At 59.9% G+C, this 12504-nt stretch carries 10 protein-coding genes; 6 read left to right on the top strand and 4 right to left on the bottom strand.

Annotated elements, in window-relative coordinates; genetic code table 11:
- Positions 1–19: 19 nt before the first annotated feature.
- Positions 20–1429, bottom strand: a complete 1410-nt coding sequence (locus tag AC3CHX_RS08580; protein WP_488643624.1) for an amidase — start codon at positions 1427–1429, stop codon at positions 20–22.
- 53 nt (positions 1430–1482) lie between these two features.
- The gene (locus AC3CHX_RS08575) at positions 1483–2889 is read right to left on the bottom strand and encodes an aldehyde dehydrogenase family protein (protein ID WP_488643623.1); all 1407 of its coding nucleotides are present in this window, start codon (positions 2887–2889) and stop codon (positions 1483–1485) included.
- Positions 2890–3022: 133 nt separating this feature from the next.
- Between AC3CHX_RS08575 and pdxR the strand changes: the two genes are divergently transcribed.
- Both pdxR and AC3CHX_RS08565 read left to right on the top strand, forming a co-directional pair.
- Positions 3023–4486, top strand: coding sequence for a MocR-like pyridoxine biosynthesis transcription factor PdxR (pdxR, locus tag AC3CHX_RS08570; protein WP_488643622.1), 1464 nt, complete (start codon positions 3023–3025; stop codon positions 4484–4486).
- A gap of 96 nt (positions 4487–4582) precedes the next feature.
- Positions 4583–5590 (top strand): SIS domain-containing protein, encoded by a 1008-nt coding sequence (locus tag AC3CHX_RS08565; RefSeq protein ID WP_488643621.1) that lies wholly within the window; start codon positions 4583–4585, stop codon positions 5588–5590.
- Between the two features lie 392 nt (positions 5591–5982).
- On the opposite strand, the gene AC3CHX_RS08560 is transcribed toward AC3CHX_RS08565, so the two are convergent.
- Positions 5983–6753 (bottom strand): SDR family NAD(P)-dependent oxidoreductase, encoded by a 771-nt coding sequence (locus AC3CHX_RS08560; RefSeq protein WP_488643620.1) that lies wholly within the window; start codon positions 6751–6753, stop codon positions 5983–5985.
- A gap of 115 nt (positions 6754–6868) precedes the next feature.
- Complete coding sequence (locus AC3CHX_RS08555) at positions 6869–7915, bottom strand: 5'/3'-nucleotidase SurE (RefSeq protein ID WP_488643619.1); 1047 nt, start codon at positions 7913–7915, stop codon at positions 6869–6871.
- A 331-nt stretch (positions 7916–8246) separates the two neighbouring features.
- Between AC3CHX_RS08555 and AC3CHX_RS08550 the strand changes: the two genes are divergently transcribed.
- The 4 genes from AC3CHX_RS08550 to AC3CHX_RS08535 are packed head-to-tail and all read left to right on the top strand — an operon-like array spanning position 8247 to position 12500.
- Entirely contained in the window at positions 8247–8708 is a 462-nt protein-coding gene (locus AC3CHX_RS08550) for a chemotaxis protein CheW (protein WP_488643618.1), read from the top strand.
- Positions 8705–10210 (top strand): CheR family methyltransferase, encoded by a 1506-nt coding sequence (locus AC3CHX_RS08545; RefSeq protein WP_488643617.1) that lies wholly within the window; start codon positions 8705–8707, stop codon positions 10208–10210. Before AC3CHX_RS08550 ends, AC3CHX_RS08545 begins: the two co-directional genes overlap by 4 nt.
- A complete protein-coding gene (locus AC3CHX_RS08540) occupies positions 10207–10758 on the top strand; it encodes a chemotaxis protein CheW (RefSeq protein ID WP_488643616.1) in 552 nt (183 codons plus the stop codon). Before AC3CHX_RS08545 ends, AC3CHX_RS08540 begins: the two co-directional genes overlap by 4 nt.
- A gap of 14 nt (positions 10759–10772) precedes the next feature.
- Positions 10773–12500, top strand: a complete 1728-nt coding sequence (locus AC3CHX_RS08535) for a methyl-accepting chemotaxis protein (protein WP_488643615.1) — start codon at positions 10773–10775, stop codon at positions 12498–12500.
- The last annotated feature ends 4 nt before the right edge of the window (positions 12501–12504 follow it).

Raw genomic sequence — 12504 nt, 5'->3', positions numbered from 1 at the left:
AGGATTAAACAGCAAGGAACTACAACACGCCGATCAGAAGTTCGATGGCCTTTGCCACGGAAAGAACGCGGGCATCTTCCCCACGTGGCCCGATAATCTGCAGGCCGATGGGCAATCCAGCCCTTGTGACGCCACAAGGAATTACGCAGGCAGGCTGTCCGCTCAGGTTCAGGGGATAGCTGAAGCTTGTCCATTCAGTCCAGCGTCGCATACCGCGGCCCGGCGGCACATCGGACCCGACTTCGAAGGCAGGTATCGCCGTTGCAGGTGAGATCACAACGTCGACTTCCGCAAGCAACGCGTCCATGGCTGCACCGAAATGCGCGCGCTTCACTTGCGCTTCGAGCAGATTCGTTGCCGTCAGATGCCTGCCTTCCTCGGCGGCCAGGCGAAATCCAGGATCGACCAATGTGCGATCGACATCCGATAGCGACGAGAACTTCAACGCGGCGCCAGACAGCCAATGCTGGTTGAACATCTCCAGGATGTCTTCGGCCGGAAGACTGAATGGCCTGATTGCAGCGCCTTGGTTGGCGAGCGCAGTCGCCACTGCATCCACTGCGTTTTTTACTTCGGGATCGAGCGAGCCCACGGGCGGCTCTGACCAGTAACCGATCTTCAGATTAGCTAGATCAATGGAAGAAAGAGCTAGCCCACGTAGACGTAGCTCTCCGGCGCTTTGCGACCAGTCACGCATGTCGCGTCCCGACATTGCGCGCAGCATGCGGACGGCGTCGTCCACAGAGCGCGTCATCGGTCCGGTATGGGAGACCGAGAAGAATCCGCTCGGCGGATAGTTCGGCACGCGCCCAAAGCTCGGCTTGAGCCCCACAATCCCTGTAAATGAAGCTGGGACCCGGATCGATCCTCCGGCATCGGTCCCGAGGTGAAACACTCCCGCGCCTGTGGCCGCAGCAACCGCCGCACCGCCCGATGAACCACCCGGCGTTTTACTGCTCTCCCATGGGTTACGGGTGATGCCGCGCAGGGGGCTGTCCGTTACTGGTTTCCAGCCGAATTCCGATGAAGCGCTTTGCCCGATAAACACCGCCCCTGCCTTGCGCAAAAGCGCCACCGAAGGTGCATCGCTGCGCATAGCAACCTCGGATGTCGTCCTGCTGCCGAAACGTACCGTCCAACCGTCGACCCAGACGAGGTCTTTGATCGTCGTCGGGACGCCATCGGACTCGGACAGCGGCCGTCCCATGCGCCAGCGGTACTCGGACGCGCGCGCGGCGATCAATGCCCCTTCGCTGTCGATGAACGTGAAGGCATTTAGCGCGCCCTGGACATGGTGGGCATGGTCGATTGCTGCCCTCGCAACTTCCACCGGCGATATTTCGCCGCTCGCATAGCATTCCGCCAATTGCGCTGCGCTGAGTTGACAGAGCGAAGGCGCTCTTGTGATAGGGGCGTTTTCATAAAGCATTTGTCGTGACATCCTTTTAAGAACTGTGACAGCGGACTCCCGCTGAGCGTTGATTACCGGTTAAAACAAATGACCTTGGTCTGTGTCATTTCTTCGATAGCAAATCGGACGCCCTCTCGACCCAAGCTGCCGGCCTTCACTCCGCCGAAAGGCATCGCATCCAGCCGGTAGTCGGTAGAGTCGTTGATCATCACCCCGCCTGCTTCAAGTTCTTCGGCTGCGGACAAAGCCGAACCAAGGTCTTTGGTAAAGATCGCTGCATGGATGCCATAGGGAGTCGCATTGGCGCGTGCAATTCCCTCCTCAAGCGTGTCGATCCGGTTGATGCAGACAATGGGTGCAAATGCCTCCTCGCAGGCAAGGCGCGCGGTATCGGGAACGTCTATGAGTACGGTGGGCTGAAGTAGCGTTCCATCCCGCTTGCCGCCTGTCAGCATCCGGGCGCCTGCTTCAACCGCGTCATTGATCCACGCCTCCGCGCGCTGCGCGGCTGAAACACTGATCATCGGCCCCATGTCGGCACGCTCATCTTGCGGATCGCCGACGACAAGGCTCCGCGCTTTGACTGCCACGCGCTCTGCGAAACGCTCAAAGATGCCGTGTTGGACGAAGACCCGTTGAACGCCAATGCAGTTTTGTCCAGCCGCCCAGAACGCGCCTGATATAGTCTGAACTACGGCGCGCTCGAGATCACAATCGTCCAGAACAATGACCGCGCCGTTGCCGCCGAGATCCATGGTGATCCGGGCAAGACCCATGGAGTTCTTAATTGCGCGCGCGGTTTCAAAACCGCCAGTAAACGACACCAACCGCACGGATGGATCCGAAACGAGCGCAGGGCCAACGATCGCCCCCCTTCCGGTAACGACGGTGATGACTTCAGAGGGAAGTCCCGCCGCGATAAACAGCGCCACTAGTCGTGCACCGGAGAGAGGCGCTAGCTCGCTCAGCTTCAAGACGACCGAATTTCCCGCTGCGATCACAGGCCCAAGCTTGTGGGCGACCAGGTTGAGCGGATCGTTGAAAGGCGTGATGGCAACGACAATGCCTATCGGCTCACGCTGGTAGAAGCCAACTCGGCGCTCAGATCCGGGAAAGGAGTCGAACGGGATGACCTCACCGCCGAGGCGCTTCGCCTCCTCAGCCGACAACTTCAGTGTATTGATACAGCGCCCAACCTCCTTGCGCGCTGCTCGCAGCACTTTTCCGCTTTCAGCTGTGACCAGACGCGCGAAGGCGTCGGACTGCTCCTCAACAAGCGCTGCGGTGCGCTCGAGAATCGTTGCTCGCTCATGCCGAGAAAGCGCGCGGCTGATCTTGAATCCCTGCTCGGCCGCTGAGAGCGCGCGGCGGACGCTGGCAACGTCATCGTCAGGTACCACGCCAACTAGTGAACCATCGAACGGGTTCAGGACTTTGATTGTCTTTGTAGTGGTCAATGGCTCAGAAATCGTAAACATCAAAGTCTCTCAAAAGGTTCTGTCATTTGGATGCGACGGACAAATGTTGCCGCCACTTGCCTCGAAGAATATGATAAATTTGGCCCATAAGGTAGATCCACTTTTCAATAGTCAACTAAGCCAATCATCCATCATGAAAATCCACCCGACATACCCGGTCTGGAGCAGCTTTGCTCTGGACCGAAATGACAAGAGGCCAATTCAAGACCAGATCGTTGCTTTTTTCCGGGAAGCCATTGCTTCCGGCAGCATGCGCTCGGGAACGCGCCTTCCGCCCACGCGCGAACTGGCTTCCGAGTTAGGGGTTGCCCGGAACACTGTCGCGTTTGCCTATGAGCGACTGGTCGCAGAGGGGTATCTTGAGAGTCGTACCGGGTCGGGAACCTATGTCGCCGAAGGGCTTCCAAAGGCCAAGGCGAAGGGCCGGGACCTGCCGGTTCGCCGTCCATCCACGCGTGGTAAACGGACGCTCAATGCAGCAACCGGTTTTGTCGCGAGTTCGACCCTGCCGCTAACGCCCGGCCTTCCCGCACTTGATCAATTTCCCTTCACGCTGTGGGCTCGGATGACGGGCCGGTTTTGGCGCAGCAAACCACACAACCTGCTCCCTTACGGCAATCCTGCCGGATACGCTCCGCTGCGAAGAGCTCTCGCAAACTATCTGCGCGCTGCGCGCGGCATCTCCTGCGAACCGGAGCAAGTCCTGATCGTCGCGGGATCTCAGGCTGGCATCGATACCGCTGCCCGCGTTTTGCTCGACCCGGGCGATGCAGTGTGGGTCGAAGATCCAGGCTATGTCGCTGGCCGCAGTGCGCTTGCCGCAAACGGTGCCCGCCTGGTGCCTGTCCCAGTGGATGAGCAAGGCCTGGATCCCGTGGCTGGTGCGCTCCTCGCGCCCCATGCAAAACTCGCGGTCGTCACGCCATCTCACCAATATCCCATGGGATCAGTCCAGAGCCTGCCGCGCCGGATGGCGATGCTGGACTGGGCAGAACGCGCCGATGCCTGGATCCTCGAGGACGACTACGATGGCGAGTTTCGCTATGCCGGCAAACCAGTGAGTGCTCTGCACTCGCTGGACTCGGGCGGACGCGTGGTCTACCTCGGCACCTTGAGCAAAGTCCTCGCGCCGTCGCTGCGACTCGGCTATCTCGTGGTTCCATCCGATCTTGTAGACGCCTTCGCCGCGGCGAGAGCCGTGAGCGATCGGCATGTTTCGATTGAGATTCAGGCAGTGGCCGCTGAATTCATCGAGGGTGGCCACCTCGCGGCCCATGTGAAGCGACTACGGCCGATCTACGATGCACGTCGCCGTGCGCTTCTGGATGCGTTCAGAAAGATCAAAGACCTGGTTGAGCCGGTGGACTACGGCGCGGGACTTCACTTTATCGTCAAGCTGCGCCGTCGAATTGACGACGCGAAGGCATCCAGGATCGGACTGAACCTGGGGATCAATGCCCCGGCGCTGTCCGGCTATGGGTTGGCGCGCTCCGATCTGAATGGGTTCGTTATTGGCTTCGCAAATACGCCAGAAGACCGAGCCATTTGGGCGGTGGAGCGCCTTCGGATGGCGATCATGGATGCAGATCGTGATTGAAATTGGCCTAGCTAACATGAAAAAAGTGGATCTTTTCATGAGTCCATTTATTCAATAACATTCGAGACTCCTTTTCCCAACTTTAGGAGTCTCGTAATGAAACATTTCGCATTCGACGATCAGATTGCCTCTCAGTTTGAGGCTGTCAGCAGCGTCCTCCAATCAATTGAGGTCCCAACACTCGACCCAAAGCGGCCGGTCATCTTCGCAGGCATCGGCACGTCGCTGCATGCCTGCAAGGTTGCGGCCTACTGGGTAGCCGAGCTTTCCGGCGGGCGTCTTCGGCCCGCAGCTGTCGAAACGCACGACTATGCGTTGCGTGGCGAGATAAGGGCGGAAGATCAGATCGTTGTCGTGAGCCATCGCGGCACCAAGCGCTTCCCACATCAGCTCTTTGAACGCGCAAGAAAGGTTGGCGCTCTGACAATCGCAATCTCAGGTCATGGCGCGCAAAACCCAGGTGGCGACGTTGTTCTGCGCACGTGCGCCGACGAAAAGGCAAGCACGCATACTGTGTCGTACCTCACTGCACTCGCCGTTCTCGGACGCCTTGTAGCAAAACTGGTTGGCGACGACGCCTCCGAGTTCGAGGCTGCGCTTGATAAGATTCCGGCAGCGATTCAGGAAACGCTTGCGAAGCCCGCGCCCACCAACGTTTTGGCACGCCTGATCAACCGGGAGCCGATTTTTCTGACTGGGTTTGGTATCGACGAACTTTCAGTGACGGAAGCGGCGTTGAAGATAAAGGAAGGAGCGTATCTCTGGGCAGAGGCAATGTCCGTCGAGCTAGCACTCCATGGAACGCCTGCCGTTTTTGAGTCCCGGATGGCTGCGATTACGGTTGTACCGAATATCGACGATGGCGGACGCACCGCAGCGCTGCGTACGTTGCTGGTCGAACTTGGCGTCGAGGTGCTGACTGCAGGCACGGGCGATTGCGACCTCCCTTTCGCCGAGGTCGACTATCTGCTTCGTCCGTTTGTCTCGATCATCCCGCTTCAGCGTCTGGTGGCCGAATTGGCACGTCGTCGCGGATCAAATCCCGACACGACTCGCGAGGACGTCGAGCCTTGGGCGACGGCAACTTCCCGCGTTAAGCTGTAAGACAGTCTGTACTCGTATTGGCCGTTTAAAAGACGGTCAATACGGAATGAGGTTAAGTCCTGATAACTCGTTGTTGTCGTCGTCGCCAGGGCCGTCGCAGCTCGCTACGTGGTCACCATAGTCTTGGCGGCCGCTCCGATCCTCTATTTGACGGAACGTAGGGGGCCTTTTCTTTCGTTCCGGTCAGGTCGGGCGTGTGATGCCTCCCGCTAGTCATCGATTTCCGACTGTTCTTCGACGCTTCGCCGCCAAAGTGTTTTACATCAAAAGGCGCACTTATGCAGAATCGCCCAAGCGGATATTGGAGCGCAGCCAAGGCATGTACTCATCAATAATCGGCAGATAGCGCGCACACATGCGTGTTTGATTCAGATTCGGCTTCAGAACCGGCATTACATGCGCTGCGATGAGATATTCCCGCCATCCACCACAATCTCGGCAGCGGTAATGTAGCTCGCTTCATCGGACAGCAGGAAGCGCACCACCCGACCGATCTCTTCCGGCTGGCCCATGCGGCCCAACAGGATGCGTTTCTCGAAAGTCCCCTTGGGCAGGTGGTCGATCGCCGGCTGCAGCATCGGGGTGACGATCTGACCCGGTGACACGCAGTTGATGCGCACGCCGTCCATGCCCAGGCGATCCGCCAGCGAACGCACCATGGACAGCATGCCGCCTTTGGCGGCGCTGTAGACCGGGTTGACGTGATTGCCTAGCGTGGCGTTGATGGAGGCGATGCCGACCACGGCGGAGCCCGGATTGGCCTTGAAGTCCGGCAGTAAAGCCTGCACCAGCAGAATCAGCGGACGCAGATGGGTATTCATGCCCGCCTCCCATACCTCCAGGGTCACCCCCTCCAGTGAACCGGTGTCAACGATACCGGCAGCATGCACCAGGCCGCCGATCTCCTTGAGTGCCGCACGGGTAGTCTGTAAGGCGCCGGCCAACGCATCGGCTTGACTCAGGTCAACCCGCACACCAATTGCTTCCACGCCAAACTCTGCCTTCAGCGCTGCGGCGGCGGCGCTGGCCTTGTCACCGTTAATGTCCCACAAAGCCACCGCCCGACCGACCTCCGCCAGGGCACGGGCCGACGCCAGCCCGATACCGGAGGCCCCGCCGGTAACAATCACGGCGGTGCCAGGGGAATTTAACGCGATACTCATAAAAGCTCCTGTAAAAATTGGTCGAGAAAAAGGTGTGTACAAAAATAACCTTTCTCAGCAAGCCGTGCCACCTTTAAACAGACTAGATTCTTTGTCCCGATGCCATCAGACAAGCTCACTTGGCAAAATTGATCAACCTGGCGCGCAATGCCGCTTCCTGAGCGCGGGAAGCCTGATGGGTTCCCTGCATCACTGACACGGCAATCGCTCCGGAATTCACGACATTTTGCTCTGAATCGGGATCGGTATCCCGGATGTAGGTCAGCCCGGCAGGCACAGGCGCCGGATTGATCACCAGGGTCACGCCGGGATACGCAGGAACGCCACCAGGAAACGCCTTTGCCAGATAACTCTGCGCAACCGGGTCTTGCGACAGATCTTCAACGAAATACGGCAGCGCGATAGTCGCCAGGCCGAGCTTGCTGAATTTAAGCGGCAACGATGACGCAGTGCCTTTGGCAAATTTTGGCAGGTTGACGTTCAGACCAAGCCCTTGCGGCAACAAGCTGCCGCCTGCCGCCGATTTGTGCTGTTCCAGCGCACTGACCAGCTTGACGACGACATCCGCCACTTCGTACTCAGGGTCGCCAGCGGCCAGTTGATTGAATGGCTTATAGGTTTGCGGCTGTTCTGCGCTGACGGCAAGCGCCGGAATCCCGCGGTTTATCGCGATCAGCGCTGCATTCACGGTGCCGGAACCATTGTTGACGAGACCGGTATTGTTACCGTAATTCGGGCCGGAAACGACCAGATCGGGTGCCCGCTTAAACACCTTTTTCGCCGCGATATCTATCCCATACAAGGTCGCGGCGACCGGGGTGCTATTCACATAATAGGCATACGGCATACCAGGCAAGGTGCCCACCCCGGGCGCAGCGGCGGGCAGCACGCCGCCGCGGCTGGGAGCAGCGCCGCAGTTAGTCGCGGACAAAGGGCCGATCGGCCGCAAAAAATCCAGCGCGCCCCCTTTTCCACTATTGTCACAGACCTCCGAGGCAATGATCACCCTGTGGCCGGCGGCCGTCAGGCGTTGATACAGCGCATGTACAGTTGACGATTCGGCACCGTCGTCGTTGGTCACGAGAATATTCAACGCGCAAGCGGAAGATGCAGCGCTTGAAACAAGTGCCGCGGCGATCATGCACTTCACACCTTTTTTCATATTTATCTTTCTTTGCCAATCCAGGAGTCTTTAGCGTAGCGGTATTGCCTTTTGGAATTCAACGTCTGTTCAGACTAGGCGTCTGTCGGACTTAGGGATACTGAGAGCAAATTTCATAACGCCCGGAGGCAAGGCCTCATCCCGCCATATTCTTATCCGTGCAACAACACCCCCGCGCGTCAATGCCGGCTTTGCGCACCGCCAGTTATTGCACTGAAAACAACGATATCCCCCATTTATAGCGCTACCGTTTATATAAAAGCATGCTACTCTAATTGCCAATAAGCAATTTAAATCCGGTCCGGAAAATTCGGGAGGCTCAGGTTTTCAAATGAGTGAACTCATCCAATTGGTCGTTTTTTTTCTGGACGGGAGGCGCTATGCGCTGCCGCTCGCCAGCGTTACCCGCATTGTCTACGCCGCAGAGGTAACACCCTTGCCCAACGCGCCGACCATCGTGCTCGGTGCGATCGACCTGCAAGGCGAGGTGATCCCGGTGCTGAATGTCCGGCGACGGTTTCAATTGCCGGAGCGGGAGATCGGTGTCAACGACCGGTTCCTGATCGCACTCACCCGGCGACGCGCGGTGGCGTTGGTCGTCGATGAGGCCCAGGGGGTCATCGAACACGCACAATCCGCCATCGTCAGCGCCAGCCTGATCACACCCGGCCTCGAACAATTCCGTGGCGTCGTCAAGCTCGCCGATGGACTGGTACTGATCCACGACCTGGAAAAATTTCTCTCGCTGGACGAGGCGGACATGTTGGATCAGGCAATGGATCGGAGCGAATGATGCCAAATCAAGTCCTGGATACGCAATGGTCGCAATTGAGCGAGTTCATCGCCGCCAGGATGGGACTGCATTTTCCGCGCGAGCGCCGCGACGATCTGCAGCGTGGTTTCGCAGGCGCTGCGCAGGAGTTCGGCTTTGCGGATCTGGCGCCATGCATCGACTGGTTGCTGGCGGCGGCGCCAAGCAAAGCGCACTTGCAGGTGCTGGCGAACCATCTTACCGTCGGCGAAACCTATTTCTACCGCGACCGGCAAGCGCTGCAGGCACTCGCCGAGCATATCCTGCCGGCATTGATCCGCGCCCGGCGCGGTCGGGAGCAACGGCTGCGCCTCTGGAGCGCGGCTTGCTGCAGCGGCGAAGAGGCGTATTCGCTGGCAATTCTGCTGCATCAGCTATTGCCGGACTTGCAGGATTGGCGGGTGACGATCACCGCGACCGATATCAACGCGCGCTTTCTGCAAAAAGCCGTGGCGGGCACCTACGGCGAGTGGTCGTTCCGCGATGCGCCGGCCTGGCTCAGGCAAAATTACTTCAACCGCAGCGCAGATGGCCGCTACGCCATCATCCCGGAAATCAGAAAACTGGTGAATTTCGCGCAATTGAACCTGGTGGAAGACGTTTATCCCGCGTTGGAGACCGACACCAACGCGATGGATGTGATCTTTTGCCGCAACGTGCTGATGTATTTCACGCCGCCTCAGGTGCGCCGTGTCATCGGCAACCTGCGCCAGGCGCTGGTGGAAAACGGCTGGCTGGCGGTGAGTCCGAGCGAAGCATCGACGGCCTTGTTTCCGCGCTTCGTCAACGTGAATTTCCCCGGCGCAATCCTGTTTCAAAAAAGCGCCGCGCCGCCTGCGCCCGAACCGAAGTCGATGCCATTCGTCGCGCCGCCGGAGTTGCTCACCGCCGCCCCGGTGCTTGAACCGTCTTTGCCATTAGTACCGTCAGTTGCCCTGAGCGCGCCTGCGGAGCCCGCAGAGCCGCAGAAAGAAGTGGCCCCGCCCAGCCGCCTGAACGGTGCGGAAGCGCTTTACCAGGAAGGCCGCTATGCGGAGGCGGCCGACATGCTGCTGGCCGCGTTTGCCGAACACTCGCCCGCGCCGGCCGAATTTCCGCTGCTGGCGCGCGCGTTGGCCAACCAGGGCAGGCTGGCCGATGCGCTGGCATGGTGCGAGCGCTGGATCGCCGCCGACAAACTCGAACCAGCGGGCCATTATCTGCGCGCGGTGGTGCTGCTGGAACAGGGCCACCCGGAGCAGGCGCGCGCTTCGTTCCAGCGGGCGATCTATCTGCACCCCGATTTCGTGCTGGCCCATTTTGCCTTGGGCAACCTGGCGCGCGGCGGCGGAAAAACGGATGAGGCAGAGCGGCATTTAGCCAACGCGCTGCGCCTGTTGCATAACTATCAGCAGAACGATCTGCTGCCCGAAGCGGACGGCCTCACTGCCGGCCGCCTCACTGCATTCATTACCGCCATGACTGCCATCGAGAACGCGCCATGAAGCAACCCCCATCGCCCCCCTCTTCCGCCCTCGACGCCGGACAAATCCTGCGCGCCCGGGCCCAGGCGCTGGCGCGCCCGCAGGAAAACGCTGCCGCCAGCGGCGCAACGCTCGAACTGCTGGAGTTTCGTCTGGCACAGGAGTATTACGCGCTGGAGACCCGTTGCGTGCACGAGGTTTATCCGCTGAAGGATCTGACGCCGCTACCCTGCACGCCGCCTTTTGTGCTGGGTGTCGTGAATGTCCGCGGCCGCATCACGCCGGTGATCGACATCAAGAAATTTTTCGACCTTCCGGACAAGGGCTTGACCGACCTCCATCGCATCATCCTGGTGCGCGGCAACGATCTCGAGCTTGGCCTGCTGGCCGATGCCGTCGTCGGCGTGCGCACCATTGCCGTGGACAGCCTGCAGCCCTCGCTGCCGACCCTCACCGGCATCCGCAGCGAATACCTGAAAGGCGTGACGGCGGAACGGCTGGTGGTGCTCGACCTGGATCGCATCCTGGCGGATCCGAAAATTATTGTGCACGAGGAAGTCGAAAACTAACGGAGATCTGCACCATGAAATGGAATGTCGGAACCAAGATCGGCGCCGGGTTTGGCCTGGCGCTGGCAATCTTTGTGATCGTCGGGACGGTCTCCTACCGCAGCACGACGCAGTTGATTGACGCATCGGACTGGCACAAGCACACGTACGAAGTGCTCAATCAAATATCCGACGTGCTGTCGCTGATGAAGGATGTCGAGACCGGCCAGCGCGGCTACGTTATTACCGGGGAAGAAAACTACCTCGAACCCTATCGGGACGCACTGGGCAAGGTTGACCGAAACGTCCTGGAAATTCGGAGACTGACGTCGGACAATCCGACGCAACAGCGCAACCTCGACCAGCTGGAGCCGCTTATCAAGAACCAGCTTGCCTTCGCCAAAGCCGTAGTGGACGCCAGGCAAAATACCGGCCTGGAGGCCGCCACCCGGATCATCAAGAGCGGCACCGGCAAGCAGTTGCTCGATGAAATTCGCAAGGGTTTCGCCGCAATGGCACAGGTCGAGAACGAATTGCTGGTGCGCCGCTCGGAGCAGGCAACGACCGACGCCACCAACGCAAAATGGACTATCGTGCTGGGCACCCTGGCCGCCTTGCTAGTCTCGGCGCTGGCCGGATTCGCCATCACCCGCAACATCGCCCGCCCGCTGCGGGACCTGACTGCCGTGGCGGAACGGATTACCGTCGGCGATCTCAGCATCACCGTGTCGACCGATGAACGCAGCGACGAAGTGGGCGTGCTGACACGGACCTTCGACCGCATGACGCAGTCGTTGCGGTCGATGGCTGCGGTAGCCGAACAGATCGCCGACGGCGACCTGCGCTCGACCTTCAAACCCCAGTCCGGCCTCGATGTTCTGGGCAACGCATTTGCGCGCATGGCCGAAAATCTGCGCGAACAGATTCGCGGCTTTGTCGAAGGCGCCAATGTACTGAACGCGGCCGCCAGCGAAATCGTCGCCTCGACCGCGCAGTTCGCCGCCAGCGCCAGCGAATCGGCCGCGGCGGTGAGCGAAACCACGACCACGGTGGACGAAGTGCGGCAAACCGCGCAGTTGGCAAGCCAGAAGGCCATGCAGGTCTCCGGCAGCGCCCAGAAGGCGGAGCAGAGTTCCCAGAACGGGCGCAGGTCGACCGAGGACGTCGGCATCGGCATGAACCGGATCCGCCAGCAAATGGAGGCGATTGCCGCCAGCATGGAGCGGCTCTCCGAGCAGAGCCAGACCATCGGGCAAATCATCGCCACAGTGGAAGACCTGGCCGGGCAGTCGAACCTGCTGGCGGTCAACGCCGCCATCGAGGCAGCCAAAGCGGGCGAGCACGGCAAAGGCTTCGGCGTGGTGGCGCAGGAAGTCAAGAGCCTGGCCGAGCAATCGCGCCAGGCGACCAACCAGGTGCGCACCATCCTCGGCGACATTCAGAAGGCGACGGCGACGGCGGTCATGGCCACCGAGCAAGGCGGCAAGGCGGTGGAGGCGGGAAGCTTGCAAACCGACGTGGCAGGCAAGGCGATCCTGGCGCTGGAAGCCAGTGTCAACGAGGCGGCGCAGGCGGCGATACAGATCGCCGCCACCAGCCAGCAGCAGTTGGTGGGCGTGGACCAGGTGGCGGGGGCAATGGAAAGCATCAAGCAAGCCAGCACCCAGAATGTCACGAGCGCCAAGCAACTGGAAACCGCAGCCCGTAATTTGAACGCGCTGGGCCAGCGGCTCAAGCTGATGGTCGAACGTTACCAAGTGTGACGCC

The organism is Glaciimonas sp. OK215 (assembly GCF_057787885.1).
Note: the sequence above shows the minus strand (reverse complement) of the source record. Positions and strands in the feature narration are given on the sequence as shown.

Excerpts from the sequence above, each read along its gene's own strand:
- AC3CHX_RS08580 (WP_488643624.1), bottom strand. The coding sequence starts at position 1,429 with ATGCTTTATGAAAACGCCCCTATCACAAGAGCGCCTTCGCTCTGTCAA.
- AC3CHX_RS08575 (WP_488643623.1), bottom strand. The coding sequence starts at position 2,889 with ATGTTTACGATTTCTGAGCCATTGACCACTACAAAGACAATCAAAGTC.
- pdxR (WP_488643622.1), top strand. The coding sequence starts at position 3,023 with ATGAAAATCCACCCGACATACCCGGTCTGGAGCAGCTTTGCTCTGGAC.
- AC3CHX_RS08565 (WP_488643621.1), top strand. The coding sequence starts at position 4,583 with ATGAAACATTTCGCATTCGACGATCAGATTGCCTCTCAGTTTGAGGCT.
- AC3CHX_RS08560 (WP_488643620.1), bottom strand. The coding sequence starts at position 6,753 with ATGAGTATCGCGTTAAATTCCCCTGGCACCGCCGTGATTGTTACCGGC.
- AC3CHX_RS08555 (WP_488643619.1), bottom strand. The coding sequence starts at position 7,915 with ATGAAAAAAGGTGTGAAGTGCATGATCGCCGCGGCACTTGTTTCAAGC.
- AC3CHX_RS08550 (WP_488643618.1), top strand. The coding sequence starts at position 8,247 with ATGAGTGAACTCATCCAATTGGTCGTTTTTTTTCTGGACGGGAGGCGC.
- AC3CHX_RS08545 (WP_488643617.1), top strand. The coding sequence starts at position 8,705 with ATGATGCCAAATCAAGTCCTGGATACGCAATGGTCGCAATTGAGCGAG.
- AC3CHX_RS08540 (WP_488643616.1), top strand. The coding sequence starts at position 10,207 with ATGAAGCAACCCCCATCGCCCCCCTCTTCCGCCCTCGACGCCGGACAA.
- AC3CHX_RS08535 (WP_488643615.1), top strand. The coding sequence starts at position 10,773 with ATGAAATGGAATGTCGGAACCAAGATCGGCGCCGGGTTTGGCCTGGCG.